This is a genomic window from Streptomyces sp. NPDC018029 (genome assembly GCF_044327655.1).
In the GTDB taxonomy this organism is placed as follows: Bacteria; Actinomycetota; Actinomycetes; order Streptomycetales; family Streptomycetaceae; genus Streptomyces.
The window spans coordinates 320,530-346,829 of the sequence record NZ_JBIRFV010000008.1; the positions used below are offsets into that span (position 1 = coordinate 320,530).

A 26,300-nucleotide genomic window follows, 5' to 3' on the forward strand; every position below is an offset into this window, starting at 1 on the left:
ACCGATGCTGCCGCCCGAACTGCCGCCCCTGCCCGCCCTCACACGCGCCGAGGCGGAGGTGATCGACCGCTATCTCGAAGTCGTCGACCTGCTCGGCCGCATCAATCCGGCCCGCGCCGAGCACACCTACCGCGGGCTGCGCGCCGCCCAGGCCCTGGTCGGCCGGGCCACCGCCCTGCGGGACGCGCTCGCCCTCATGCACCAGCGGGGCGAGACTGAGGTGCACGCACCGACGCTGGCCCGGGCGCTGCGCGTCCTCGACGGCGAGCGGCGGGCGGGACGACTCACCGTGCCACCGCCGCAAGGCTCCTGAAATCCCGTCGGCAGCCCGTGCAGCCCGGCGCCCGACACCGGAACGTCCGGGACCGCTTCGAAACGGACCAGTCGGGCTACCCCGGACGGCGTACCCGGACGTCGTCATCCGCACGGTCCGAAGTTGCGTCCAGCGAGTACAGCAAGGGCGGAATTACGTATTCCGCTGCTGGTCGAGCGGTCGTCAGAGAAGGCGGCGGAACGTCGAATTCGGCAGTGTCCACCTGAACAGGTCAGTCGTGAGGAGCCTCACAAAACGCCGTTTCGACTCGGTTTTCGGACCTGTTTCGGGTCAAGATCCCTTCCGACGACAAGCCCCCGCCACAGCGGCGGGGCGGTCCGGGCGGACGCCGAGTCCTGCCGCCACCCGGATGACCGGTCGACATCGGTGCAACGGCAGGAGTGGAGGACCCAGGTACGACGGGCCCGTCCGGGAAGTCCGGACGACGCCCTTGGGGTGAAGCCGCAGAGCACGACGCGGCCGGGCATCTTCGCCTGCCCGAACCCGACAGGTCATCCTTCACAGGCGGCTGACGAAGGGTTGCGCATGACCGCGCTGAATCATGTTCCGTCGCTGCTCAGCAGGACCGGTGCCGCATCGGCCCTCACGCTCGCCGTCGTAGGCGGCACCGTCGTGGCCCCCGGGCTCACGGCGGAGGCCGAGGCAGCGACGCACGGAACGAAGGCGCTCAAGATCGCGGCGTCCAAGAAGGGCTCCCCGTACGGCTACGGGGCAGCCGGACCCAACCGGTTCGACTGCTCGGGGCTGACGCTCTACTCGTTCAAGAAGACGGGCAAGAAGCTGCCTCGCACGGCCGCCGCGCAGTACAACAAGACCAAGCACATCTCCAGGTCCCAGCGGACCCGTGGTGATCTGGTGTTCTTCCACTCCGGCAGGAACGTCTACCACGTCGGGATCTACGCGGGTAACAACCGCATCTGGCACGCCCCCAAGAGGGGGACCGTGGTGCGCCTGGAGAAGATCTGGTCCAACAGCGTCTGGTACGGCAGGGTGCGCTGACCGCACCGTCCAGCGCGGCACTCGTGGGCCGCGGCCGAGCCGGTCAGCGGTCGTCATCACGCGAGCCGCGCTGGACAGGTGCCTGCCAGGGCAGTGCGATCCACACGGTCTTGCCGCCCTCGTCGGTGGGGCTGACGGAGAGCCTGCCGCCGCACTCGGCCGCCAGCCAGCGGATGATGACCATGCCGCGGCCGTTGTCCTGCTGGACGGCCGCGGGGAGCCGCTTGGGGTAGCGGGGGTGGCTGTCGGTGACACCGATGCGCAGCTGCTCGTCACGGTCGAGTTCGAGGTCCACGGTGAAGGTGGGCGACTGCCCCAGGGTGTGCTGCACGGCGTTGGTGGCGAGTTCGGAGACGATCAGTCTGATCGTGTCGGCCACCTCCGCGTCGCCGGGCAGGCCCCATTCCGCGAGCACGCGGGAGACGAATTTCCGGGCGGCGGGGACCGAGACAGGATCGCTCGGCAGGGTGACGGAGGCTTCCTGGTGGTCTGCCATGGCGACGTTGTCCCTTTCCCACCGGGACCGGTCTCCGGCTCGCGGCGGATGACTCGAGGACAGTCCCGGACTGGTGCTTCGCGCCAGCCTGCCACTCCTTGGCCGGTCACGGGTGGCGATCCACCGAGATGTGCATATATCTGTCGCTCGAAGCGGTGAACTCTGCTACGGCAGACCGTATTTGGGCGGGAGAGCGGTACTTCCTCTAATCTCGCCTACTGCCCTGCCCTGCCGCCGGGAGATCCGACGGCTCCGTCCGAAAGGAGACGGGCATGCAGTACGGCCCCGCGGTGCGCCGTCGACAGCTCGGCGCCGCCCTGCGCGCCCTGCGCGGTCACGCGGGGCTCACCAGCAGCGAGGCCGCGGCCAGGGTCGGCTGGCACCAGTCCAAGGTGAGCCGGATCGAGACGGGCCGCAGCGGCGTGAAGGCCGCCGACGTGCGGCTGCTGATGGAGGCATATCAGGTCAAGGATCCGCAGCGCAGCGAGCTGCTCATCGCGTTCGCCGGCGCCGACGATCCCGGCGCGGGGCGTCATCACTGGTGGAAGGCGTATCGCGATCTGCTGCCCGCCACCTACCGCGATTTCATCAGTCTGGAATCGCAGGCGAGTTGGGTGCGCACGCTGGAGACCTCCGTGGTTCCCGGCCTGCTGCAGACCTCGGAGTACGCACGCGCGGTGACCCGGGCCGCGCTCGGCGAGCTGCCGGAGGAGCAGGTCGAGGCGCTGGTGGAGGTCCGGCTGGCCCGGCAGGACGTGCTGCGCGCCGATCCGCCGCTGCGGTTGAGCGTGGTCATGGACGAGGCGGTGCTGCGGCGGCCGGTGGGCGGCGCGCAGGTCTTCGCGGGGCAGTTGGTCCGGTTGAGGGAGGCTTCCCACATGCCTCACGTTCGGCTTCAGGTGTTGCCGTTCGCCGCAGGTGAGCATGTGGGTCTGATCGGTCCTTTCGTTATTTTTTCATTTCCGGACATTGCTGATCTGGATGTGGTTGTTCTCGACCATTTGACGAGTAGCCTCTATCTCGAACGGAAAGAAGACCTCCAGGCGTACACGGAGGCCTTCAACTCCCTTCAGGTACAAGCGCTCTCACCCGAGGACTCAACGGATTTCATCGCCGGGCTATGCGACGGCGCGTAAGGAGGCACAATGACCGCAATGCCTCGGTACGTACCTTCCAGCACTATCATTCAAGGTGCACGGTGGCAGCGCAGCAGCTACAGCAACGGAATGAACAACTGTGTCGAGACGGCCACCCTCGACTCGGGTCCGCTGACCGGCCTGCGTGCCGTGCGTGATTCGAAGAACACCGCAGGGCCAGCCCTGCTCTTCTCCCCCGGCCCCTGGGAGTCGTTCATCAACTGCCTCCGGTAAGCGGTCCCCGGCCCTTCGCGGGCCCGGCACGCTTCATCGGGGTGCGTTGCGGCTGATCACCCGTACCGCACCGGCGATCTGTGCGTCGGTGAGATCGGCGCGGGCGGTCAGCCGCAGCCGTGAGATGCCGTCCGGCACCGACGGCGGCCGGAAACAGCCCACGGCAAGACCCTCCGCCCGGCAGTCGGCGGCCCACCGCACGGCCCGCTCCGGTGACGGCGCGCGCACGGAGACGACGGCGGCGTCGGGTCGTACCGCCGACAGACCCTCGGCCGTGAGACGGCGATGCAGCTCGGCCGCGACCTCGCGGGCCCGTGCGGCCCGGCCCGGCTCGCGGCGCAGCAGGCGCAGGGCCGCGAGCGCGGCGCCGGCCGCGGCGGGCGCGAGGCCCGTGTCGAAGATGAAGGTGCGGGCGGCGTTCACCAGGTGCTCGATGACCCTGGCGGGGCCCAGCACGGCGCCGCCCTGGCTGCCGAGGGACTTCGAGAGGGTCAGGGTGACCACGGTGTCGTCCGCGCCCGCGAGACCCGCCGCGTACGGGGCGCCCCGGCCGCCGTCGCCGAGCACCCCGAGGCCATGGGCGTCGTCGACGATCAACCCCGCGCCGAAGCCCCGGCAGACCGCGGCCAGTTCCGCGAGCGGCGCCATGTCGCCGTCGACCGAGAACACCGAGTCGGACACCAGGACGGCGTGGCCGCCGTGCGCGTCCAGCGTCTTGCGGACCGCCTCCGGGTCGGCGTGCGGCACCACCTGCGTCGTCCCGCGCGCGAGCCGGCACCCGTCGATCAGGGATGCGTGGTTGCCCGCGTCGGAGACGATCAGCGAGCCGTGCGGGGCGAGCGCGGTGACGGCGGCGAGGTTCGCCGCGTAACCGGAGGAGAAGACGAGGGCCGCCTCGGCGCCGCAGAAATCGGCGAGCTCACGCTCCAGTTCGGCGTGCAGCTCCGTGGACCCTGTGACGAGCCGGGACCCGGTGGCGCCGCCGCCCCAGCGCCGGGCCGCGGCGGCCGCGCCCTCGGTGACCTCGGGATGCCGGGTCAGACCCAGGTAGTCGTTTCCCGCCAGATCGAGGAGGCCGTCCGCGGCGGCGGGGCGCGGGCGCAGGGTGCGGACGAGTCCGGCGTCAGCGCGCAGCCGCGCCTGCTCGTCGAGCCAGCCGAACGCGGTGCGCGGTGCGTCGCCGAGGGCGTCGTCGGAGGCGTCGTCGGACGCTCTGCCCGGCGCGGTGGACGCGCCCGTCACGGGGTGCCTGTTTGTAGACATTGCACAGACCTTAGCCGTCGTGCCACCTGGCCAGGGTGTGGCAATACCCACACCTCAAACCGTTTCTGTTGTGCGAACTCTCCTTGGCCCGGCAGGCTGCCGTGCGTAAGGATCAGCGCCATGGACCTGCTGAACACGCTGGTGGACAAGGGGCTTCGGCGCGAACTGCCGACCCGTGAAGAGGCGCTGGCCGTCCTGGCCACCTCCGACGACGAACTCCTGGACGTAGTGGCCGCCGCCGGGAAGGTACGGCGGCAGTGGTTCGGGCGACGGGTGAAACTCAACTATCTGGTCAACCTCAAGTCGGGCCTGTGCCCCGAGGACTGCTCGTACTGTTCGCAGCGCCTCGGCTCCAAGGCCGAGATCCTCAAATACACCTGGCTGAAGCCCGACGAGGCCTCGCAGGCCGCGGCGGCCGGGGTCGCGGGCGGTGCCAAGCGGGTCTGTCTGGTCGCCAGCGGCCGCGGCCCCACGGACCGTGACGTCGACCGGGTCGCGCAGACCATCGCGGCCGTCAAGGAGCAGAACGAGGGCGTCGAGGTGTGCGCCTGTCTCGGCCTGCTCTCGGACGGGCAGGCGGAGCGGCTGCGGGGTGCGGGCGCCGACGCGTACAACCACAACCTGAACACGTCCGAGGCGACGTACGCGGACATCACCAAGACCCACACGTACGCCGACCGCGTCGACACCGTGCAGAAGGCGCACGCGGCGGGGCTCTCCGCCTGCTCGGGGCTGATCGCGGGCATGGGCGAGAAGGACGAGGACCTGGTCGACGTCGTCTTCTCGCTGCGCGAGCTCGACCCGGACTCGGTGCCGGTGAACTTCCTCATCCCCTTCGAGGGCACGCCGCTGGCCAAGGAGTGGAACCTCACGCCGCAGCGCTGTCTGCGCATCCTCGCGATGGTCCGCTTCGTCTGCCCGGACATCGAGGTGCGCATCGCGGGCGGCCGGGAGGTCCATCTGCGCTCGATGCAGCCGCTCGCCCTCCACATCGCCAACTCCATCTTCCTCGGCGACTACCTGACCAGCGAGGGCCAGGCAGGCAAGGCCGACCTGGAGATGATCGCGGACGCCGGCTTCGAGGTCGAGGGCACGGACCAGGTGACGCTGCCGCAGCACCGCGTCGACGCGGCGGCCGCGGCCGCGGGGGGCTGCGGTTCGCACGACGGGGGCGGCTGCGGTTCGCACGACGGGGGCGGCTGCGGTTCGCACGACGGGGGCGGCTGCGGCTCGCACGAGGGGGGTGCCTGTGGTCCCTGTGGGAGCTCCGAGCCGGTCGCCGAGGCTCCGGCGGAACCCGCGGCGGCGCCCGCGGCCGGTTCCCACGAGGCACGTACGGACCTGGTGGCGGTACGCCGCCGGGGCGCGGGAACGGACCTGGCCCCCAATGCCTGACCTCTCCACGGCGGACCTGCTCGCCCTCGACCGGCAGCACGTCTGGCACCCCTACGGGCCGATGCCGGGCCGCCAGGAACCCCTGGTCGTCGAGTCCGCGAGCGGCGTCCGGATGCGCCTGGCCGGCGGTGGCACGGAGCTGATCGACGGCATGTCGTCCTGGTGGTCGGCGATCCACGGGTACAACCACCCCGTGCTCAACGACGCGGTGCGCGGCCAGCTGGACCGCATGAGCCACGTCATGTTCGGCGGACTGACGCACGAGCCCGCCGTCGCGCTCGCCAAACGCCTCGTCGACATCACGCCCGCCGGTCTGGAGCACGTCTTCCTCTCCGACTCGGGCTCCGTCGCGGTCGAGGTCGCGGTCAAGATGTGCCTGCAGCACTGGCGCTCGCTCGGCCGGCCCGAGAAGCGGCGGATGCTGACGTGGCGCGGCGGCTACCACGGCGACACGTGGCAGCCGATGGCCGTGTGCGACCCCGAGGGCGGCATGCACGAGCTGTGGCAGGGGGTGCTGCCGCGGCAGGTGTTCGCGGACGCGCCGCCGAGCGGGTTCGACGCGTACGAGGAGTCGTACGCCGAGCACCTCCACGAGCTCATCGGGCGGCACGCCCACGAACTCGCCGCGGTGATCGTCGAACCCGTGGTGCAGGGGGCCGGTGGGATGCGGTTCCACTCCCCCGGCTACCTCCGCGCCCTCCGTGAGGCGTGCGACGCCCACGACGTGCTTCTGGTGTTCGACGAGATCGCGACGGGCTTCGGCCGTACGGGCGCGCTGTTCGCGGCCGACCACGCGGGTGTCTCCCCCGACGTGATGTGCCTCGGCAAGGCGCTGACCGGCGGCTATCTGTCGATGGCGGCGACGCTGTGCACGCCGCGGGTCGCCGACGGCATCTCGCGGGGCGAGGTGCCGGTCCTCGCGCACGGGCCGACGTTCATGGGCAATCCGCTGGCCGCTGCGGTGGCCGGCGCCTCGATCGACCTGCTGCTCGGGCAGGACTGGCCGACCGAGGTCAAGCGCATCGAGTCGGGCCTGCGGAACGGCCTGGCCGAGGCGGCCGCTCTCCCTTCGGTACGTGAGGTCCGTGTCCTCGGGGCGATCGGTGTCGTGCAGCTCGACCACCCGGTGGACATGGCCGCGGCGACGCGTGCGGCGGTGCGCGAGGGTGTGTGGGTGCGGCCGTTCCGCGACCTGATCTACACGATGCCGCCGTTCGTCACGGGCGACGACGACGTGGCACGGATCGCCCGCGCGGTGTGCGCGGCGGCGAAGGAGGGGTGACGTGACGGTGATCGTGGTGTCCGGTACGGGCACGGAGATCGGCAAGACGGTGACGACCGCCGCGGTGGCCGCGGTCGCCCTGGCGGCCGGGCGCAGCGTCGCCGTGCTCAAGCCGGCGCAGACCGGGGTGGCGCCCGGCGGTCCGGGCGACGCGCAGGAGGTGGCGCGGCTCGCGGGGGACGGCGTCACCACGCTCGAACTCGCCCGTTACCCCGAGCCGTTGGCCCCCGACGTCGCGGCGCGGCGGGCCGGTCTCGCTCAGATCCACCCGCAGGACGTGGCCGACGCGGCCGCGAAGCTCGCGACCGAGCACGACCTGGTCCTTGTCGAGGGGGCGGGCGGGCTGCTGGTGCGCCTCGACGACGAGGGCGGCACCCTCGTGGACGCGGCCCGGCTCCTGGACGCGCCGGTCCTGCTGGTCGTCACGGCGGGTCTCGGCACGCTCAACTCGACGGCGCTGGCGGCGGAAGCGCTGCGGGCGCGCGGTGTGCGCCAGCTGGGCCCCGTGGTCGGCAGCTGGCCGTCCGACCCCGACCTGGCGTCCCGCTGCAACCTCGCGGACCTGCCGAAGGACGCGGGCACACCACTCCTCGGCGCGATCCCGGCCGGAGCCGCATCGCTCACCGCCTCCCGATTCCGCGCCGAGGCGGCCGGTTGGCTGGGGCCGGAGCTGGGAGGCACGTGGGACGGGACGGCGTTCACGGAGCGGGAGGCGCCGGGGGCGTGGGGGCGGTGAGTCCGCGTTCCGTGTGACCGGAGCGGGAGGGGAGGAGCGCGTGTCGCTCCTCCCCTCCCGCCGTGACCGGGCATCGGCTAGCGAAGATCCCCGAATACCACGCTGGTTTACCCACTGCTGCGCGCGGTTGACGTCGGTATCAACCCCCCGTTGGATGCGACCTTGTTGAGCCCCGCAATATCTTTGGCGGCGACCGTATCAGCGAAAGCACAGGGGGTAGGGAAATGAGATCCCAGCAATTACCGCGGCTGTTGTCCGTGTTCCTGGCCGTGCTGACAACTCTTGCTGTCGGCGGAACGGCGACCGCAGCCGCATCGTCCGGCGCCGCCTCAGGAAAGGCGGCAGCCGCGGTGCCGCCGCGAAACGACTCGTCCGACGATCCGGTCTACTTCCTCAAGGGCTATCTCGGGGCATCATCGGATGCGAAGGGCACCGATTGCATGGATTCCTGGGGACCTGCCAACAAACTCTTCGAAGAAGAGGGCTGGACCGGCCCCCGCCACTTCGTCGGGTATTACTCCGGCGACACGAACTGCAATACCCGGCTCCTCGACGACGGCACCAAGAACACCTCCCTCAAGGAATTGGGAAGGCTGCTCGCCTGGGACATCCACCGTGCGTACTCCCAGGTCGGGCAGTCGGTGGACATCGTCTCGCACTCCATGGGCGGTCTGATCGCGCAGGCGGCCATCACCGGGGTCGAGCGCGGTGAGCCCGGGTGGCCGCCCTACATCTACGTCGAGGACGCGGTCAGCATCGCCGGTCCGCACGCCGGTACCGCATTCGCCTATGCCTGCGACCCGTTCGAGCCGACCACCCAGTGCCGTGAGATGAGGCCGGGCTCCGACTTCCTCGACTGGACGGGCGAGAACCCGCAGTCCGCCCAGGGAACCGACTGGACCGTCATCGGTGCGGCGGCCGACTGGAAAATAGGTCTGTCCGCGATGGGAATGTCGGCGGACCACCGGGTGTGGTATCCCGAGACCGACGCCACCGAGGGCTGGACGCACGAGAATCTCAACGAGATAACCACCGGGGTCTACCCCCAGTGGTATCAGAACGTGCCCGAACGGCCCAAGAACGACCGGACCGGCGCGGCTCCCGCCCGCGTGGCGATGAACGCCCTTTACTGGTGCGAGAAATGGTAGGCCGGGAAATGGTAGGCCGAGCGGCACACCGGTGCACATAGTCGGATTGCGCCGGAGCATCGCGAAGACCGTCCAGGCCGGCCGAGGACCCGCCGGCCTGGACGAGCACCGGCTCCCCCGCACCCGCGGCACATGGACGTGATCGGCTGCGGTCCGGAGGCAGGTACGGCGGCCGCGTGCCGGGGACACGTGCCCCGCATTCGGGGCACCATGGCCATATCCGCTCGCTCCGCCGAGGAGGTCCCATGTCGCCGCGCTCCGCAAGGTCCGTGCCCCGGGATGCCGTGCACCACCCCGTCTTCGCCCGGTTCTACGCTCGGCACAGCGTGGCCGCCGAGCCCCTCATCGGCGTGCACCGGCGGGAGCTGCTCGCCGGGCTTGCCGGGCGGGTGATCGAGGTCGGTGCGGGGAACGGGCTCAACTTTCCGTACTACCCGCGCGAGGTCTCCGAGGTCGTGGCGATCGAACCGGAGCGTGTTCTGCGGCGGCTCGCGGTCTCCGCGGCCCTGCGCGCGGACGTGCCGGTGGACGTCGTGCCCGGCGCCGCGGAGGCGCTGCCCGTCAAGAGCGAGGCGTTCGACGCGGCTGTCGTCTCACTCGTGCTGTGCAGTGTGCGGGACGTGCGGCGGGCGCTCGGCGAGCTGCGGCGGGTGCTGCGGCCCGGCGGTGAGCTGCGGTTCTTCGAGCACGGCCGGGCACCGGGCAGGCTGATGTCGGTCACCCAGCGCGTCCTGGACCGGACGGTGTGGCCGCCGCTGTTCGGTGGCTGTCACGTCGCGCGGGATCCGCTGGCGGCCCTGCGCGACGCCGGGTTCGAACTCGGCGCGCACCGGCGGTTCCTGGTCCCGGCGAAGGGACCGCGCCTGCCGACGTCCTACTGCGTGCTGGGCACGGCTCAGCGGCCCGACCTCGTCTGACGCCGGCTCACAGGCTCCACTGGCGCAGCTGGTCCGCTATGGCGTGCACGCTCGCGCCGTCCTCCTTCACCAGGCGGGCCAGCTCGCGCACCTGCTCGGGGGAGGTGACGACCTTCAGACCGCTGGAGACGAGGTAGGCGTAGGCGACGGAGGAGGCGAAGAGGGCGTTGGAGCGTTCGAGTGCAGGGATGTGGAGCAGGACCTGGAGGAGCGCGGCCGCGCGGTCGTGCGGGGTTTCGTAGACGGGCACCCCGAATATCTCCGCCTCGTGTCTGCTGACGGCGGCGACGAGCGCGCCCCAGTCGGTGACCTGCGGGTCTCCTGGCGTCTTGTGTTCGGCGACCATCAGGAGCCAGGCGAGGTCGATTCTGAGGTCCAACGGCTCAGCAGCGACCTTCACGCACCGGGCGGCTGCCCTCGCGCTCGACGCCGAACTCCTCGGCGAACACCGATTCGTACTGCTTCATGAAGTCGGCGGCGGCCTCGACGAAGGTGTGGCCGATTTCCCCGGCGTCCTGTTTGACGAGTTCTTCGATGTAGCGGTTGACGCTCATGCCGCGGGCCAGGGCGCGCTCCCGCGCGGCCCGGGCGGTGTCCTCGTCCACCCGCACGTTCAGCTGTGTCTTCGCCATACCGTCAAGCTAGCGCCGGGGTGCTAGCACCACAAGGCCGCCATGACCTTGCCCCTTACATACGTTTCGGGGCCCGACCTCGGAGGGATACCGGACACCCGGGCGGCCCCACTACTCTCGGCGGGGTTACGGGAGTTGGAACGGCCACAACCCAGGAGGCCGCCTTGTCCACACCTGCTTCGACACCGGCCGCGGGCCGTCCGGAGCCCGCCGGGATCGCCGCGCGTGCCCGCGGCCTCACCAAGGCGTACGGCTCGGGCGAGACGACCGTGCTCGCCCTCGACTCGGTCGACGTGGACATCACGCGCGAGCGCTTCACGGCCGTCATGGGCCCCTCCGGTTCGGGGAAGTCCACCCTGATGCACTGCCTCGCCGGCCTCGACAGCGTCTCGGCGGGGCAGGTGTGGCTCGGCGACACCGAGATCACGGGCCTCAAGGAGCGGGAACTGACCCGGCTGCGGCGCGACCGCGTCGGCTTCATGTTCCAGTCCTTCAACCTCATCCCCACGCTCAACGCCCTGGAGAACATGACGCTGCCGATGGACATCGCGGGGCAGCGGCCCGACCGCGACTGGCTGGAACACGTCATCGACACACTGGGGCTGCGGGACCGGCTCAAGCACCGTCCCGCGCAGCTGTCCGGCGGGCAGCAGCAGCGGGTGGCGTGCGCGCGGGCGCTGGCCGCCAAACCCGAGCTGATCTTCGCCGACGAGCCGACGGGCAACCTCGACTCACGGGCCGGGCTCGAAGTCCTCGGCTTCCTGCGCGAGGCGGTGGACCAGCTCGGCCAGACCGTCGTGATGGTGACCCACGACCCCGGCGCGGCCGCCCACTCCGACCTGGTGCTCTTCCTCGGCGACGGCCGGATCGTGGACGACATGGAGCGGCCGACGGCGGAGGCGGTGCTCGAACGCATGAAGCGGTTCGACGCCCTGCACGCGGTGGCATCGGGCGCGCCCGGGGCGGCGCCGGGCCCGACCACGGCAGCGCCGAGCGCGTCCGTGTCCATCGACAAACCGTCCGACCAGAGCTGAGCCGGGGGCCGCGGTGCTGAAGGCGACACTCAGGAGCTTCCTGGCGCACAAGGGACGGCTCGCGCTCTCCGCGCTGGCCGTCATCCTCTCGGTGGCGTTCGTGGCGGGCAGCCTGATCTTCTCGGACACGGTCACGCGCACCTTCGACCGCCTCTTCGCCTCCACGTCGGCCGATGTGACGGTCGGCCCGAAGGAGGACCTGGACGAGGCCATGCCGTCCGGGCAGACACCGACGGTGCCCGCGAACCTCAAGGAGCAGGTGGCCGGGGTCGACGGGGTCGAGGACACGCACATCGACGTGTCCGTCGAGAACATCACCATCGTCGACCGCGACAACGAATCCGTGGGCTCGACGACCGGCGCGCCCACCATCGCCACCAACTGGTATCCCACCGACCGCAGCCCCGTGGAGCTCACCTCGGGCCATGCACCGCGCGGCGACGGCCAGGCGATGATCGACGCGGACACGGCCGACAAGAAGGACGTGGAGATCGGGGACACCCTCACCGTCCAGGCACGCCCCGGCTCGTTCAAGGTGAAGATCGTCGGCATCGCCACGTTCACCACCACGAACCCGGGCGCCGCTCTCGTCTTCCTCGACACGTCGACCGCCCAGCGCGAGCTGCTCGGCTCGCAGGACGTGGCGACGAGCATCGCCGTGACGGCCGCGGACGGCGTCGACGACCCCACGCTGAAGCGCCGGATCGCCGCCGAGCTGGGTTCGGGCTACGACCTGCAGACCGCCGACGAGCAGGCCGAGTCGGCGGCGTCCGAGCTCGGCGGGTTCCTCGACGTCATCAAGTACGTGATGCTCGGCTTCGCCGGGGTCGCCGTGCTCGTGGGCATCTTCCTGATCGTCAACACCTTCTCGATGCTCATCGCGCAGCGCACCCGCGAACTCGGCCTGCTGCGCGCCCTCGGCGCCGACCGCAGGCAGGTGCGCCGCTCCGTGCTCTTCGAGGCGCTGCTGCTCGGCCTGGTCGGCTCGACACTGGGGCTCGCCGCGGGCATAGGGCTGGCCCTCGGCCTGATCGAGCTGATGGGCCTGCTCGGGATGAACCTGAAGTCCACGGAGATGGTCATCGGGTGGGCGACGCCCGTCGCCTCGTACGTCGTCGGGGTCGGCGTCACGTTCGTCGCGGCGTACCTCCCGGCCCGGCGGGCCGCGCAGGTGTCGCCGATGGCGGCGCTCGCCGACGCGGAGATCGCCGGTGTGGGGCGGCCGTTGAAGGTGCGGGCCGTCGTGGGAGCCGTCGTCGGGGCGGCCGGAGCCGCCGCGCTCGTCGGTTGCGCGACCGCGGAGAAGACCTCGTCGGCGGCGTCGCTGCTGGGGCTCGGCATCGTCCTGACCCTGATCGCCACGGTCGTCGCGGGACCTCTCCTGGTGCGCCCGGTGATCCGGGTCCTCGGCGGCGCGTTCCCCGCGGTCTTCGGCTCGGTCGGCCGGATGAGCCAGCGCAACGCGCTGCGCAACCCGCGGCGCACGGGCGCCACGGCGGCCGCGCTGATGGTGGGGCTCGCGCTGGTCGGCGGCCTCTCGGTGGCCAGTGCGTCGATGACGAAGTCGTTCGACCGGCAGATCGACAAGACGCTCGGCGCGGACTTCGTCGTACAGAACAGCAACTTCATGCCGTTCTCGCCGGAGATCACCGGGAAGGTCGAGGACACCGAGGGCGCCGGTCTCGTCGTACGCCAGCGCTTCACGCCCATCGAACTGGCGCTGCCCGACGGCAAGAACGTCGAGTCGACCGCCGCCGGGTACGACCCACGACTCGACGACGTCGCCAAGGTCACGTACGCGCAGGGCAGTTCACGGGAGGCGCTGGCGGCCGGCCGGATCGGCATGGACAAGGACTTCGCGGAGAAGCACGACGTGCGGCTCGGGGACGCGCTGCCCGCGACGTTCCCCGGCGGACGCGAGACGAAGCTGACGGTCGGCGCGCTCACCGACCAGGACTCCGCCGAGGGCTTCGGCATCGAGGGCGGGCTCTTCCTCGGGTTCGGCACGGTCGAGAAGTACGTACCGGGCGGCCAGGACTCCGCGCTGTTCGTCAACGCGGCGTCGGGCACGGACGCGGACACCCTCCGCGAGCGCCTGGAGAAGACCCTCGACCCGTATCCGCAGGTGCAGGTGCGCGACCAGGCCGACTACAAGGAGCTGATCCGGCAGCAGATCGCCGTGATGCTCTACCTCGTCTACGCCCTCCTCGGCCTGGCGATCGTCATCGCGGTCCTCGGCGTGGTCAACACCCTCGCCCTGTCGGTCGTGGAGCGCACCAGGGAGATCGGTCTGCTGCGCGCCATCGGCCTCGGGCGGCGCCAGCTGCGCCGCATGATCCGCCTGGAGTCGGTGGTGATCGCGGTCTTCGGGGCGCTGCTCGGCCTCGCGCTCGGCCTGGTCTGGGGCGTCGCCGTGCAGCAGGTGCTCGCGCTCCAAGGCATGAAGGAGCTGGCGTTCCCCTGGACGACGATCGTCGCGGTGGTGATCGGCTCGGTGGTCGTCGGGCTCGCGGCGGCGCTCCTGCCGGCGCTGCGCGCGTCGCGGATGAACGTGCTGGCGGCCATCGCGCACGAGTGATGCGCCGGCGTCCGCATGCTGAAAAATCCCTGCGCCGGGGCGTCGGCCGGTGGTGGGATGCCCGCATGAACGCTCTCCATGTATCGGACAACGACCTGCACGTGCGGACCGCGACGGCCGGGGACCTCGACGCGGTGCTCGCCTTCTGGAAGACGGCCGCCGAGGGCACGAGCATCAGCGACGACCGCTCCGGGGTGGAGCGGCTCATCGCCAGGGACCCCGAGGCGCTCATCCTCGCGGAGCGCGGCGGTGAGCTCGCGGGCACGGTCATCGCGGGCTTCGACGGCTGGCGCTGCCACCTGTACCGCCTCGCCGTGCACCCGGAGCACCGCCGCCGCGGGGTGGGCTCGGCGCTGCTCGCCGCCGCGGAGGAGCGGTTCGTGCGGCTCGGCGGGCGGCGCGGCGACGCGATGGTCCTGGACCGCAACGAGCTCGCCCACCACGCCTGGCGCGCGGCGGGCTACGCTCCCGAGCCGCAGTGGAGCCGCTGGGTGAAGCACCTCCCTGCCGGGTACCAGGAGTAGACCCCGCCTGAGGTCCGGGCGGCTTTGCCGGTCCTTTACCCTGTACGTACCACTCGTATCCGACTGAAAGGTGTGAGCGTCCGCCCATGGGCGAGCCTCCCAGTACCCGACATCGCGCACTCCTCCCGCTCCTGTCCGATCATGGGACGGAGGTGACCCGATGACCGAAGTGCTCCTGCTCCTCGTGGCGGTGCTGCTCAGCCTGGCGTGCGGTGTCTTCGTCGCGGCGGAGTTCTCCCTCACGACGGTCGAGCGCAGCGAGCTCGAGCGGGCCGTCGAACGCGGCGAACGCGGCGCGGCCGGTGCCCTCAAAGCCGTCAAGAACCTCACCTTCCAGCTCTCGGGCGCCCAGCTCGGCATCACCGTCACCAACCTGGTGGTCGGCATGCTCTCGGAGCCGTCCATCGCCAAGCTGATCTCGGGACCGCTGCGCGACCTCGGCGTCCCTTCTTCGGCGGCCTCCTCCATCGCCCTGGTCATCGGCACGGCCCTTTCGACGGTCTTCCTGATGGTCGTCGGCGAGCTGGTCCCGAAGAACTGGGCGATCTCCTCGCCGCTCGCGGTCGCCAAGCGGGTGGCCACGCCCCAGCGGCTGTTCAGCGCCACGTTCCGGCCGTTCATCGCGCATCTGAACAACACCGCCAACCGTTCCGTACGCCGCTTCGGCATGGAGCCCACCGAGGAGCTCGCCTCCGCGCGCGGCCCGAAGGAGCTGGTGGCCCTGGCCCGCCACTCCGCCAGGGAGGGCGCCCTGGAGGCGGACACCGCCGAGCTGTTCGTGCGCACGCTGAACCTCGCCGACCTCACCGCGGAGAACGTGATGACGCCCCGCGTCCAGGTCATGGCCCTCGACGTGCACGCCACCTGCGAGGACGTCGCCAACGCCACGCGCGCCACAGGGCTCTCCCGCTTCCCCGTGTACCGCGGGAACCTCGACACGGTCGTCGGCGTCGCCCACATCAAGGACGTGCTCGCCATACCGGCCGAGCGCAGGCAGCGCGTCCCCGTCTCCGAACTGCTGCGCGAGCCGCTGCTCGTACCGGAGACGCTGACCGTCGACCGGCTCCTCGACCGGCTCTCGGGCAAGCGCACCATGGCCGTGGTCATCGACGAGTACGGCGGGACCGCCGGGGTGGCCACCCTGGAGGACATCGTCGAGGAAGTCGTCGGCGAGGTGCGGGACGAGCACGACCCGCACGAGACGTCCGACATCGCCCTCGAAGGCACCGACGACGACGGCAGGACGCTGTACTCCGCCGACGGCGCCGCCCGCACCGACCAGCTCGCGCGGGTCGGCCTGCGGGTGCCCGACGGTCCGTACGAGACGCTCGCCGGCCTCGTCGCCACGCGGCTCGGCCGCATCCCCGCCGTCGGTGACGGTGTCGAGGTGGGCGGCTGGCGGCTGGACGTCGTCGACGCCACGGGGCGGCGCGCCGCCCGCGTGCTGCTGCACGCGCCGCCGCTGCCCGGTGACCACGATGCCCACGACGCCCGCACGGCCCGCGCCGACCACGAGGAGGACGCCCGATGACCGCCATCCAGCTGCTGATCGGTCTGGCGACGCTCGTCGTCAACGCCTTCTTCGTGGGCGCCGAGTTCGCGCTCATCTCCGTACGCCGCAGCCAGATCGAGCCGCACGCGGAGGACGGGAACAAGCGCGCCAAGAGCGTCATGTGGGGTCTGCAGCACGTGTCGGCGCTGCTCGCCGCGGCGCAGCTCGGCATCACGCTGTGCACCCTCGTCCTCGGCATCGTCGCGGAGCCGGCCATCGCGCATCTGCTTGAGCCCGCGTTCGACGCGGTGGGCGTGCCGCACGGCCTGGTCCACCCGATCTCGTTCGTCATCGCGCTGGCCCTCGCGACCTATCTGCACATGCTGCTCGGCGAGATGATCCCGAAGAACATCGCGCTCGCCGAGCCCGTGCGCTCGGCGCTGCTCCTCGGGCCGCCGCTGGTGGCGCTGGCGCGGGCGCTGCGCCCGGTGATCTTCGCGATCAACGCGTTCGCCAACGGCCTGCTGAAGCTGCTGCACGTCGAGGCCAAGGACGAGGTGTCGGCGAGCTTCTCCGACGACGACCTCGCTCGCATGGTCAAGGACTCCGGAGACGCGGGTCTCATCGACAACCGCGCGCAGGAGCGGCTGCACGACGCGCTCGAACTGGGCCGCCGCCCGGTCAGGGACGTGGTCCTGCCGCTGGAGGACGTGGTCTACGCGCGCGTGGGCGTCACCCCGGAGCAGTTGGAGCAGCTCTCGGCCGAGTCCGGGTTCTCCCGCTTCCCCGTGGTCGACGACGGCCGCCGCATCGTCGGCTATCTGCACGTCAAGGACGCCCTGGACCGGGCGCCGCGCGATCTGCCGTTCCGGGTGCCGGACATGCGCAAGATCGCCCAGGTGCGCGAGACGACGCCGCTGGACGACGTGCTGACCGCCATGCGCGGCAGCCGCACCCACGTGGCGGCGGTGCTCGGCTCGGACGGCAGGCTCGCCGGGATGGTCACGATGGAGGACGTGCTGCAGGAGCTCTTCGGCCAGCCCGTGTGACCCGCACGGGCGCGGTGACCTGCGGCGGAGGGCCTGTCTGCCCTCCGCCGCGCCGCTCAGAGGACCGGTTCGCCCGCGCCCGCCGACGACGTCGGCTGCTCGGTGATGCCGGGCCCCGCCGCGCCGGCCTCCGCGGCCCCGACCGCCGTCAGGACCGCGAGGAACGCGGCGAGGCCCGCCGTCGCGAAGGCGGCGCCCCACTCGACGTCCAGCAGGCTGGTCGCCCCGGCGACCAGGACGGCGGCCAGCGCCTGCGCGAACGTGCGGATCGCGCGTTCCGCGGTGGCCTTCCAGAAGGCTCCGGTCCACATGGCTGGCTCGCTCTCTCGTGACGACGGCTCGCCTATGGCATACCGCCGTGACGCCACACTGCCCAGGGGCCGGGTGGCCCGGGAAGCGGAGGGTGTGGTGCCTGTGGAGCCCACACCGGAACCGGCCCCGGGTGACACCTGCGACGGCGCGGCCCGGCGGGATACCATCGCTTCCGCCATGCAGATGAATGCCAACTACACCAGTCTTGTCGCGGTGGGCGACTCCTTCACCGAGGGCATGTCGGACCTGCTGCCCGACGGCAGCTACCGCGGCTGGGCCGACCTCCTGGCCGGCCGGATGGCGGCGCACAGCCCCGGTTTCCGGTACGCGAACCTCGCGGTGCGGGGCAAGCTCATCGGCCAGATCGTCGACGAGCAGGTCGACGTCGCGGCCGCGATGCAGGCCGACGTGGTCACCCTGGTGGGCGGGCTCAACGACACCCTGCGCCCCAAGTGCGACATGCGCCGCGTCCGCGATCTGCTCGAAGAGGCCGTGGAACGCCTCGCGCCCGCCTGCAAGCAGCTCGTCCTGATGCGCAGCCCGGGCCGCAACGGCCCGGTGATGGAGCGGTTCCGCCCGCGCATGGAGGAGCTCTTCGCGCACGTCGACGACCTGGCCGCCCGGCACGGCGCGGTGGTCGTGGACCTGTACGGCACCGCCGCCCTCGGCGACCAGCGCATGTGGGACGTGGACCGGCTGCACCTCACGGCCGAGGGGCACCGCAGGGTCGCCGAGGCCGTGTGGCAGGCGCTGGGCTACGCCCCCGAGGACGACTGGCAGGCCCCGCTGCCGGCCGCCGTGCCGCCGGGCTGGGCGGTGCGCCGCATCGCCGACGCCCGGTTCGCCAGGCAGCACCTCGGGCCGTGGATAGGGCGCCGCCTCACCGGCCGCTCGTCCGGCGACGGCCGCGCGCCCAAGCGCCCCGACCTGCTCCCCTACGACGGCCCGCTCCCCTAGGCCCTGTCGCCGACCCACGCTCTCGTAGCTTCCGACGAACGGGGGCGTGGCGCTGGCCTGCATGAATGCCCAGTAGAATCCGTACACGTGACTGCTGCGCCTGCAAAGCCCCGTATCCCGAACGTCCTCGCCGGACGTTATGCCTCCGCCGAGCTCGCCACCCTCTGGTCGCCCGAGCAGAAGGTGAAGCTGGAGCGTCAGCTCTGGCTCGCCGTGCTGCGCGCGCAGAAGGACCTCGGGATCGAGGTTCCGGACGCCGCCATCGCCGACTACGAGCGCGTGCTCGACCAGGTCGACCTGGCCTCGATCGCCGAGCGCGAGAAAGTCACGCGCCACGACGTGAAGGCCCGCATCGAGGAGTTCAACGCCCTCGCCGGGCACGAGCACGTCCACAAGGGCATGACCTCGCGCGACCTCACCGAGAACGTGGAGCAGCTGCAGATCCGGCTCTCCCTGGAGCTGGTCCGCTCCCGTACCGTCGCGGTCCTCGCCCGGCTCGGCAAGCTCGCCGGGGAGTACGCCGAGCTCGTGATGGCCGGCCGCTCCCACAACGTCGCCGCGCAGGCGACGACGCTGGGCAAGCGCTTCGCGACCGGCGCCGACGAGCTCCTCGTCGCCTACCGCCGCCTGGACGAGCTCGTCGACCGCTACCCGCTGCGCGGCATCAAGGGCCCCGTCGGCACCGCCCAGGACATGCTCGACCTGCTCGGCGGCGACGCCGGGAAGCTGGCCGACCTGGAGCAGCGCATCGCCTCGCACCTCGGGTTCGAGACGGCCTTCACCTCGGTGGGCCAGGTCTACCCGCGCTCCCTCGACTACGACGTGGTGACGGCGCTGGTGCAGGTCGCCGCCGCGCCGTCCTCGCTGGCCAAGACGATCCGTCTGATGGCGGGCCACGAGCTGGTGACCGAGGGCTTCAAGCCTGGCCAGGTCGGCTCGTCCGCGATGCCGCACAAGATGAACACCCGCTCCTGCGAGCGCGTCAACGGCCTCACCGTCATCCTGCGCGGCTATGCCTCGATGACCGGCGAGCTGGCGGGCGACCAGTGGAACGAGGGCGACGTCTCCTGCTCCGTCGTACGGCGGGTCGCCCTGCCCGACGCGTTCTTCGCGCTCGACGGTCTCCTGGAGACCTTCCTCACCGTGCTCGACGAGTTCGGCGCCTTCCCGGCGGTCGTGGCCCGCGAGCTGGACCGCTACCTCCCCTTCCTCGCCACCACCAAGGTCCTGATGGCCGCGGTGCGCGCGGGCGTCGGCCGCGAGGAGGCCCACGAGGCCATCAAGGAGCACGCGGTCGCCTCCGCTCTCGCCATGCGTGAGCAGGGCGCCGAGCGCAACGAACTGCTCGACAAGCTCGCCGCGGACGCCCGGATCCCGCTGGACCGCGCCCAGTTGGACGAGCTGATGGCCGACAAGCTGTCCTTCACCGGCGCCGCGAGCGACCAGGTCGCCGCGGTCGTCGCGCGGATCGAGGACCTGCTGAAGAAGCACCCCGAGGCCGCGGCGTACACGCCGGGCGCCATTCTGTAGCTCGAACCCGGCACAGCGGCCCGTCCACCCGGATCGGTGGACGGGCCGAGCCGTGTCCCGGCACGGGTGGAGTCAGGCGGCGCGGGCGGCGGTTCCCGCGTCGGCGTACCCGGCCTCGGCGCGCACACGGTCGCAGCTGCGGCTGATCAGACGCGAGACGTGCATCTGGGAGATGCCGAGCTTCTCCGCTATCCGGCTCTGCGTCATGTCCTCGAAGAAGCGCAGGTACAGGATGGTCCGCTCCCGCTCCGGGAGCTTCCGCAGCCCGTTCTTGGCCGCCTCCCGGTCGGTGATGATGTCGTACGCGGCGTCCGGCGCCCCGAGCGTGTCGGCGAGGCTGAAGCCGTCGGGGTCGGCGGAGGAGATCTCGGCGTCCAGCGACAGGGCGCTGTAGCCCTCCATCGCCTGCATGCCGTCCCGTACCTCGTCCTCGGTCAGCCCCGCGTGCGCGGCGATGTCGGCGATGGAGGGCTCGGGGCCGCTGCCCGGCTGGTCGATGAGTTCGCGGCGGGCGGCGCGGACCTTGTTGCGCAGATCCTGGACGCGGCGCGGCACCCGCACGTCCCACATGCGGTCGCGGAAGTGCCTGCGCAGTTCGCCGGTGATGGTGGGCACGGCGTAGCTCTCGAAGGCGCCGCGGCCGGGCTCGTACCGGTTGACGGCCTTGACCAGTCCCATCGCGGCGACCTGCCGCAGGTCTTCCAGGTTCTCGCCCTTGTTGCGGTAGCGGGCGGCCAGCCGGTGGGCCATGGGCAGCCATGCCTCGACGATCTGCTCGCACAGGATCTCCCGCTCGGGGCCGTCCTCGAGCGCCGCGAGCCGGGCGAATTCCGCGGTGGTGTCCGGTGCGTCGTTGTGGGGGTGTCGGCCCGTCGCACGGCGACGGGCGGAGTATGCAGTGAGGTCCGTAGGCATCAGAATCGCTCCTCAACGGTGCCGCCAATAAGTGACCGCGAGAAACGGGGCGCCCCAGTGACAGGCATCCACCGGGAGTGAACACACCGCTCCCGCGAACGCGCCTCCGGTCCGAAGCACGACGTTCGCCTGCCCTGCGTATGGGGGGTCAAACAGCGGTGTGAGCAAGGAGATCGGGGGTGAATACCTCCGAATGGGTGGGGCATACGGGACGCGGGGTGCGCAGCGCCGGAACGGCCATCGGGCGCCCGTGTCGCCGACCGGCCGCATTGGGGTGCGGCCGGTCGGTCTCCTGACGGGCCCTAGGCGCCGGCGAGGACCTCACTGTCCAGGCGGCTCAGCATGTCGGCGGGATCCGCGTACACGGCCGCGGCACCGGCCTCCTCCAAGTCGCTCCGGGGAATGCCTCCCGAGAGCAGCGCGATGCTGCGGACTCCCGCCCGCGTCGCCGCTCGCATGTCCCAGACCGTGTCGCCCACGAACAGCGCGTCCTCCGGGGCGCATTCGGCGATCTCCAGGGCATGGTGGACGGGGTCGGGAGCCGGCTTGCCCGAGGACACGTCGTCCGCGCTCGCGATGCCGACGATGACGTCGTCGGCGTCGATGGCCCGGCGGAGCGCTTCGAGCTCCGAGCCGCCCGCCGAGGTCGCGAGGACGATGCGCCGGCCACGGTCGTGCAGCGCGTGCAGCAGCTCGCTCGCACCCTCCAGCGCGGGCAACCGGTTGAAGTACGTGCCGTACAGCGTGCTGTGCGCGGCGCTGATCTCCTCGTCCTTGCCGGTGTCGCGGTCCTCGCCGAGCAGGTGGGCGATGAGGTCGGTCGAGCCGAGGCCGACGGCCCGGTGGATGTCGTGCATCGCGACCTGGTGCCCCGCTTGGCGGAACGCCTCCCACCAGGTGGTCACGTGCAGGTGGTTGGTGTCGGTCAGCGTTCCGTCGACGTCGAACAGCGCCGCACGTCTCATCACTGCGTACCTTTCTCTCGCTTGGTCACTCCGCTGATGACGAAGCCGCTGCGGGGCTTGGTCGGCACGCGGTTCAGGGGGATGCGCAGGTCCTGCTCGGGGACGTCGTGGTCGAGCCGCGCGAGGCGCGGGAGCAGGGTGCTGAGGACCGCGAGGGTGACGTCCTCGCCCGGGCAGCGGTGGCCCTGGGAGGCCTCCCCGCCGCCTTGCGGGACGAGTTCGTCGCGTCCGGGTTCGCGGCCGGTGAAGCGCTCGGGGTCGAACGTGTAGGGCGCGTCCCACAGTTCGGGGTCGTGGTTCTGGCCGTAGAGGTCGAGGAGGACCATGGTGCCCTCGGCGATGGGCTCGCCGTGCCATTCGATGTCGTCGGGGGCGAGTCCTGCGACGAACGGCGCGAACGGGTAGAAGCGCCGCACCTCGTGGGCGAACGCCCGGGCGTAATCCTCGTCCTGCACGGCCAGTCGCTTCCGGAGCGCCGGGTGCCGGTGCAGGGCGTGCGCCCCGAACACCGTGAACCAGGTGACGGCGACCGTCGGCCGGAGGATGTTGAGGAGCTCGACGGCGGCCGTACGCGGCGCGAGCAGCTCACCGTCGGCGTCACGGTGGAACGCCACGGCCGCCACCACGGAGGGCGGCTCCCCCGCCGCCGGCTCCCCCGTCCCCTGCGTCGCCTCTGCGCCCGCCGACCGGACTTCCTCGATCAGCCGGGCAAGGCGTGCCTCCTGACGCCGTCGGGCGAGGCGGGCCTTCCAGTGCCGCGGGCCCGCCGTGGCGAAGCCGTCGACCATCGCCACCAGGTCCTGCGCGGTCCGCCGCGATTCGTCGTCGGGGTGCTCGGGAAGAGGGACGCCCGCCCATGCGCACACGGCACGGGTGATCAGGACGCTCACTTCGTCGAACAGCGTCACCTGGGGGTGGTCGGCCCACTCCTTGCAGGACCGCTCCCATTCGTCGGCGACATGCCGCGCCAGTCCGGCGACACCGGCGGTGTCCTTGAGGACCGTCATGAAGAGGGCCTTGCGCTGCCGGTGCTCCGCCCCGTCGAGGGTGTGCACCGCGCCCTTGCCGAAGAGCGTGGCCAGGATGGGTTCGGGCAGGGCCGTCCGACGGCGTACATGGTCCTCGTCGTAGAAGAATCCGACGGCCGCCGGGCCGCGCAGCGCGATGGCCGGCTTGCCCAGCAAGCGGGTACGGACGGCGCCCGGGCCCCGGCGGCGGGTCAGGTCGGGGAGCCACGCGTAGCCCTGACCGAGCAGCGGCAGCGTGTTGTCCAGCATGGAGTCCTCCTGAATGGAAAGGCGCAGGCCCCGGCGGTCGGCGGACGACTCGGTCGGCTCGGTCTCCGTGGCCTGTCGATCACTGCTCACGGGTTCCCCGGTGTCGCCTTCGCGAATCAGGGCGAAAGGGGGTCAGATGCGCGAAGGCGACATGGATAGGACCGGCGAAGCGGGCACTTCACCCCGTTTCGGCCGTGATGCGGAGGGGCACCCGGCGTACGGCCAAGATCGTGAAAGGAGGCCTCCCCCATGCGGGATCAGCAGACCACCCCGGGCGCCGACGCGCCCCGGGAATCGCAGGGAGCGAGTGAACCGACCCCCGAGTTCCCCGCGCACAAGCAGGACCCGCCGGGCCTGGAAGCCGAGATGACACCGGCGCCCCGCTACCGGGCACCGCGGTACAAGGCGGCGGGAAAGCTGGCCGGGAAGGCCGCGCTCATCACCGGCGGCGACTCCGGCATCGGCCGGGCCGTCGCTCTCCTGTACGCCCGCGAGGGCGCCGACGTCGCCATCGTGTACCTGCCCGAGGAGCAGCGCGACGCGGAGGAGACCCGGCGGGTCGTGGAGGCCGAGGGGCGCGCCTGCCTGCTCCTGCCGGGAGACCTGCGCGAGGCGGAGTTCTGCCGCGACGTGGTCGCCCGCACGGTGGCCGAGTTCGGCAGGCTCAACATCCTCGTGAACAACGCGGCGTATCTGAACAGCAAGCTGGAGCTGGAGCAGCTGACGGCCGACGACTGGGACCGGACGTTCAAGACCAACGTCTACGCGTGCTTCCACCTGGTCATGGCCGCCCTTCCGCACCTCGGCCAGGGCGACGCCATCATCGCGACGGCGACCGAGGAGGCCCTCAAGGGCAGCAACACCATGATCGATTACGCGGCTTCGAAGGCCGCGCTGATCACCTTCATCAAGTCGATCGCCTCGCACCTGGCCCGCCGGGGCGTCCGCGCCAACGTCGTGGCGCCCGGCCCCACCTGGACCGTCCTGAACAACTCCGACCCGCACATGCCGAAGGAGGGGCTCGTCCACCTGGGCGACGAGACCCCGCTCGGCCGTCCCGCCCAGCCGGAGGAGCTCGCGCCCGCCTACGTGTACTTCGCGTCCGAGGCCGACTCCAGCTTCACTGTGGGCGAGGTGCTCGCCGTCACCGGCGGGGAGACCGACACCCGCTGAGGCCCCCTCCCCCGGCGCCGTCGACGCTGAGCGGAGGGGGCGGTGGCAGGCGCTACAGGCCCACGTCGCGGCTGCGGAAGTCCTCCAGGGATTCGCGGCGGACCAGCAGTCGCGCGTGGCCGTCGGTCACCGCGACCACCGGCGGGCGGCCCACCATGTTGTAGCCGGAGGCCATCGACAGGTGGTACGCCCCGGCGACGGGCACGGCGAGCAGGTCGCCCGGGCGCACGTCGCCGGGCAGCGGGACGTCCGAGGCGAGGATGTCACCCGCCTCGCAGTGCCGTCCGACGACCGTCGCCGGGGCGGGCTCCGCCGAAGAGCGCCGCCCGACCAGACGGGGCACATAGCGCACTCCGTAGAGGGCGGGCCTCGGGTTGTCGCTCATCCCGCCGTCCACGGCGACGAAGGTCTTCCCGCCGGTGCGCTTCACGGCGAGGACCCGGTAGAGCGCGACGCCGGCGGGGCCCGCGATGGCGCGCCCCGGTTCCACGATCAGGCGCGGCACCGGCAGGCCCGCCGCCGCGCAGCTCGCGGTCAGCTCGGCCCGCACCCTGCGGGCCAGCGCGGTGATGTCGAGCGCCTCCTCGCCGGGGCGGTAGGCGATGCCGTGCCCGCCCCCGAGGTCCAGCTCGGGGAGGGTGACGCCGTGCTGGTCCTCGATCCGCGCCAGCAGCCCGACCATGCGGCGCACGGCGGCGAGGAAGGGCTTCTCCGTGGTGATCTGCGAGCCCAGGTGGCAGTGCAGGCCCACCAGCTCCAGCGTCGGCTGGCCGAGGATGCGGGCCACCGCGTGCTGGGCGGAGCCGTCCGCGAGGGACAGGCCGAACTTCTGGTCGTCGGTGCCCGTACGGATCTTGGCGTGGCCGCCGGCCGCGATGCCAGGCACCACCCGGACCAGCACCTTCTGCCGACTGCCCGGCGGGACGGCCGCGGCGAGGCGCGCGATCTCCGACGCGCTGTCGATGACGATCCTGCCCACGCCGAGCCGGAGGGCGGCCCGCAGGTCGTGCGGGCTTTTCGCGTTGCCGTGCAGGACGATGCGGTCCGCGGGGAAGCCCGTGGTGACGGCGAGCTCCAGCTCACCGGCCGAGCAGACGTCGAGGCCCAAGCCCTCCTCGTCCATCCAGTGCGCCATGGCGCGGCACAGGAACGCCTTCGCGGCGTAGAGGACTTCGGCGTCAGGGAAGGCCTGCCGGTACGTACGGCAGCGGCTGCGTACGTCGTCCTCGTCGATGAGGTACGTGGGGGTGCCGAAGCGCTCGGCGACGTCGGCGAGCGGCACACCGCCGACGGCGAGGTCGCCGTGGGCGAGCCGTGTGGTGGAGGTGGGCCAGACGGACAGTTCTGCCGCATTCGCATCCGGTGTCGAGGCCGGTACTGGTGCCGAGGCCGGTGCTGCCGGGAGCGGGGATTCGCGGAGTGTGGTCATGACAGCTTCTCTCGTCGTCTTCAGTCGTTCCGGGATGTCAGAGCGCCCACAAGGGCGGCGGCCGCGCCGGTGTCCCGCGGTGCGTCACCGCCCCTCCGCGGGGCCGGGCCCCGGCGGACGGCGATCGGCTGCGGCGAACCGACGGGGTGCGCGGCGAGGCGGGGATCGACGGTGACTTCGCTGACGCCGAGCGGCTCGGCGAGGGACCGCAGCGCCGGTTCGGAGAGCCTGATCCAGGCCTGCCGGTGACCGAGTGCGGCGCTCAGGCGGTGCGGAGTCGTGAAGGCGACGGCGGTGCGCCCGCCGACGGGTGTGCGGAACAGGCGGGCCACGCAGCCCGCGGGTCCCGGCCGGACGGGGACGAACAGCGGCCCGGCCGGGCCCGGTTCACAGGGCTCGGGGTCCTCGCCGCACGGAAGCTCGGCCATGGGTACCTCCAGTGGAGACAGAGACAGCAGGGAAGCTGAGGGAGCGCCGCGGGCCCGTTCGGAGC

General features: G+C 71.6%; 27 protein-coding genes and 1 riboswitch. Of the genes, 17 read left to right on the plus strand and 10 right to left on the minus strand.

What is annotated here, in order from left to right; genetic code table 11:
* Positions 1 to 4 precede the first annotated feature (4 nt).
* Together ACH4D5_RS25405 and ACH4D5_RS25410 are read left to right on the plus strand one after the other, a co-directional pair.
* Positions 5 to 313 carry a hypothetical protein gene (locus tag ACH4D5_RS25405; protein WP_398306698.1) on the plus strand — a complete coding sequence of 103 codons (309 nt, stop codon included), beginning with the start codon at positions 5 to 7 and terminating at the stop codon, positions 311 to 313.
* 366 nt (positions 314 to 679) lie between these two features.
* Positions 680 to 856, plus strand: a riboswitch (cyclic di-AMP (ydaO/yuaA leader).
* Positions 857 to 859: 3 nt separating this feature from the next.
* Positions 860 to 1,333, plus strand: a complete 474-nt coding sequence (locus tag ACH4D5_RS25410) for a C40 family peptidase (protein WP_398306700.1) — start codon at positions 860 to 862, stop codon at positions 1,331 to 1,333.
* Positions 1,334 to 1,376: 43 nt separating this feature from the next.
* Here the strand turns inward: ACH4D5_RS25410 and ACH4D5_RS25415 are convergent, their stop codons facing one another.
* A complete protein-coding gene (locus ACH4D5_RS25415; RefSeq protein WP_398306702.1) occupies positions 1,377 to 1,829 on the minus strand; it encodes an ATP-binding protein in 453 nt (150 codons plus the stop codon).
* Between the two features lie 272 nt (positions 1,830 to 2,101).
* Between ACH4D5_RS25415 and ACH4D5_RS25420 the strand changes: the two genes are divergently transcribed.
* Both ACH4D5_RS25420 and ACH4D5_RS25425 read left to right on the plus strand, forming a co-directional pair.
* Positions 2,102 to 2,965 carry a helix-turn-helix domain-containing protein gene (locus tag ACH4D5_RS25420; protein ID WP_398306704.1) on the plus strand — a complete coding sequence of 288 codons (864 nt, stop codon included), beginning with the start codon at positions 2,102 to 2,104 and terminating at the stop codon, positions 2,963 to 2,965.
* Between the two features lie 9 nt (positions 2,966 to 2,974).
* Positions 2,975 to 3,199, plus strand: a complete 225-nt coding sequence (locus tag ACH4D5_RS25425) for a DUF397 domain-containing protein (protein ID WP_398306706.1) — start codon at positions 2,975 to 2,977, stop codon at positions 3,197 to 3,199.
* 33 nt (positions 3,200 to 3,232) lie between these two features.
* On the opposite strand, the gene ACH4D5_RS25430 is transcribed toward ACH4D5_RS25425, so the two are convergent.
* Entirely contained in the window at positions 3,233 to 4,462 is a 1,230-nt protein-coding gene (locus ACH4D5_RS25430) for an 8-amino-7-oxononanoate synthase (protein ID WP_398306708.1), read from the minus strand.
* 120 nt (positions 4,463 to 4,582) lie between these two features.
* Here ACH4D5_RS25430 and bioB point away from each other — a divergent pair, with 120 nt between their 5' ends.
* The 5 genes from bioB to ACH4D5_RS25455 all read left to right on the plus strand — a co-directional run bounded on the left by bioB (position 4,583) and on the right by ACH4D5_RS25455 (position 9,940).
* Positions 4,583 to 5,857, plus strand: coding sequence for a biotin synthase BioB (bioB, locus tag ACH4D5_RS25435; RefSeq protein WP_398306710.1), 1,275 nt, complete (start codon positions 4,583 to 4,585; stop codon positions 5,855 to 5,857).
* A complete protein-coding gene (locus tag ACH4D5_RS25440) occupies positions 5,850 to 7,139 on the plus strand; it encodes an adenosylmethionine--8-amino-7-oxononanoate transaminase (protein WP_398306712.1) in 1,290 nt (429 codons plus the stop codon). Before bioB ends, ACH4D5_RS25440 begins: the two co-directional genes overlap by 8 nt.
* A gap of 1 nt (position 7,140) precedes the next feature.
* Positions 7,141 to 7,875, plus strand: a complete 735-nt coding sequence (gene bioD / locus ACH4D5_RS25445; RefSeq protein WP_398306714.1) for a dethiobiotin synthase — start codon at positions 7,141 to 7,143, stop codon at positions 7,873 to 7,875.
* 257 nt (positions 7,876 to 8,132) lie between these two features.
* Positions 8,133 to 9,023 carry an esterase/lipase family protein gene (locus tag ACH4D5_RS25450; RefSeq protein WP_398306715.1) on the plus strand — a complete coding sequence of 297 codons (891 nt, stop codon included), beginning with the start codon at positions 8,133 to 8,135 and terminating at the stop codon, positions 9,021 to 9,023.
* 245 nt (positions 9,024 to 9,268) lie between these two features.
* Positions 9,269 to 9,940, plus strand: coding sequence for a class I SAM-dependent methyltransferase (locus ACH4D5_RS25455; protein ID WP_398306717.1), 672 nt, complete (start codon positions 9,269 to 9,271; stop codon positions 9,938 to 9,940).
* 7 nt (positions 9,941 to 9,947) lie between these two features.
* Here the strand turns inward: ACH4D5_RS25455 and ACH4D5_RS25460 are convergent, their stop codons facing one another.
* Together ACH4D5_RS25460 and ACH4D5_RS25465 are read right to left on the minus strand one after the other, a co-directional pair.
* On the minus strand, positions 9,948 to 10,319 hold the full coding sequence (locus ACH4D5_RS25460; protein ID WP_398306719.1) for a fic family toxin-antitoxin system, toxin component: 372 nt from the start codon (positions 10,317 to 10,319) through the stop codon (positions 9,948 to 9,950).
* Positions 10,320 to 10,323: 4 nt separating this feature from the next.
* Complete coding sequence (locus tag ACH4D5_RS25465) at positions 10,324 to 10,572, minus strand: antitoxin (protein WP_362988728.1); 249 nt, start codon at positions 10,570 to 10,572, stop codon at positions 10,324 to 10,326.
* A 164-nt stretch (positions 10,573 to 10,736) separates the two neighbouring features.
* On the opposite strand from ACH4D5_RS25465, the gene ACH4D5_RS25470 reads away from it, so the two are divergent.
* The 5 genes from ACH4D5_RS25470 (at position 10,737) to ACH4D5_RS25490 (ending at position 17,249) form a co-directional block, all read left to right on the plus strand.
* The gene (locus ACH4D5_RS25470; protein ID WP_398306721.1) at positions 10,737 to 11,606 is read left to right on the plus strand and encodes an ABC transporter ATP-binding protein; all 870 of its coding nucleotides are present in this window, start codon (positions 10,737 to 10,739) and stop codon (positions 11,604 to 11,606) included.
* A 13-nt stretch (positions 11,607 to 11,619) separates the two neighbouring features.
* Positions 11,620 to 14,184 carry an ABC transporter permease gene (locus tag ACH4D5_RS25475; protein WP_398306723.1) on the plus strand — a complete coding sequence of 855 codons (2,565 nt, stop codon included), beginning with the start codon at positions 11,620 to 11,622 and terminating at the stop codon, positions 14,182 to 14,184.
* Positions 14,185 to 14,249: 65 nt separating this feature from the next.
* Positions 14,250 to 14,708 (plus strand): GNAT family N-acetyltransferase, encoded by a 459-nt coding sequence (locus ACH4D5_RS25480; RefSeq protein WP_398306725.1) that lies wholly within the window; start codon positions 14,250 to 14,252, stop codon positions 14,706 to 14,708.
* Positions 14,709 to 14,868: 160 nt separating this feature from the next.
* Entirely contained in the window at positions 14,869 to 16,239 is a 1,371-nt protein-coding gene (locus ACH4D5_RS25485; protein WP_398306726.1) for a hemolysin family protein, read from the plus strand.
* Entirely contained in the window at positions 16,236 to 17,249 is a 1,014-nt protein-coding gene (locus tag ACH4D5_RS25490) for a hemolysin family protein (protein WP_398306728.1), read from the plus strand. The genes ACH4D5_RS25485 and ACH4D5_RS25490 overlap by 4 nt, the downstream gene beginning before the upstream one ends.
* A 56-nt stretch (positions 17,250 to 17,305) precedes the next feature.
* Here ACH4D5_RS25490 and ACH4D5_RS25495 read toward each other — a convergent pair whose 3' ends face one another.
* Complete coding sequence (locus ACH4D5_RS25495; RefSeq protein ID WP_398306730.1) at positions 17,306 to 17,560, minus strand: holin; 255 nt, start codon at positions 17,558 to 17,560, stop codon at positions 17,306 to 17,308.
* Between the two features lie 178 nt (positions 17,561 to 17,738).
* Between ACH4D5_RS25495 and ACH4D5_RS25500 the strand changes: the two genes are divergently transcribed.
* Entirely contained in the window at positions 17,739 to 18,518 is a 780-nt protein-coding gene (locus tag ACH4D5_RS25500) for an SGNH/GDSL hydrolase family protein (protein ID WP_398306732.1), read from the plus strand.
* A gap of 87 nt (positions 18,519 to 18,605) precedes the next feature.
* Positions 18,606 to 20,048, plus strand: a complete 1,443-nt coding sequence (gene purB, locus ACH4D5_RS25505) for an adenylosuccinate lyase (protein ID WP_398306734.1) — start codon at positions 18,606 to 18,608, stop codon at positions 20,046 to 20,048.
* Between the two features lie 72 nt (positions 20,049 to 20,120).
* On the opposite strand, the gene ACH4D5_RS25510 is transcribed toward purB, so the two are convergent.
* From ACH4D5_RS25510 to ACH4D5_RS25520, 3 genes are all read right to left on the minus strand, one after another.
* Positions 20,121 to 20,963: a SigB/SigF/SigG family RNA polymerase sigma factor gene (locus tag ACH4D5_RS25510; protein WP_398306736.1), complete on the minus strand. Its 843-nt coding sequence runs from the start codon at positions 20,961 to 20,963 to the stop codon at positions 20,121 to 20,123.
* Between the two features lie 302 nt (positions 20,964 to 21,265).
* Positions 21,266 to 21,928, minus strand: coding sequence for an HAD family hydrolase (locus ACH4D5_RS25515; RefSeq protein WP_398306738.1), 663 nt, complete (start codon positions 21,926 to 21,928; stop codon positions 21,266 to 21,268).
* Positions 21,928 to 23,205, minus strand: coding sequence for a cytochrome P450 (locus ACH4D5_RS25520; protein WP_398307090.1), 1,278 nt, complete (start codon positions 23,203 to 23,205; stop codon positions 21,928 to 21,930). Before ACH4D5_RS25520 ends, ACH4D5_RS25515 begins: the two co-directional genes overlap by 1 nt.
* Before the next feature lie 249 nt (positions 23,206 to 23,454).
* Here ACH4D5_RS25520 and ACH4D5_RS25525 point away from each other — a divergent pair, with 249 nt between their 5' ends.
* On the plus strand, positions 23,455 to 24,378 hold the full coding sequence (locus tag ACH4D5_RS25525; protein WP_398306740.1) for an SDR family oxidoreductase: 924 nt from the start codon (positions 23,455 to 23,457) through the stop codon (positions 24,376 to 24,378).
* A 52-nt stretch (positions 24,379 to 24,430) separates the two neighbouring features.
* On the opposite strand, the gene lysA is transcribed toward ACH4D5_RS25525, so the two are convergent.
* On the minus strand, positions 24,431 to 25,807 hold the full coding sequence (lysA, locus tag ACH4D5_RS25530; protein ID WP_398306742.1) for a diaminopimelate decarboxylase: 1,377 nt from the start codon (positions 25,805 to 25,807) through the stop codon (positions 24,431 to 24,433).
* Positions 25,808 to 25,827: 20 nt separating this feature from the next.
* Entirely contained in the window at positions 25,828 to 26,235 is a 408-nt protein-coding gene (locus ACH4D5_RS25535; RefSeq protein WP_398306744.1) for an SAV_915 family protein, read from the minus strand.
* Positions 26,236 to 26,300 lie beyond the last annotated feature (65 nt).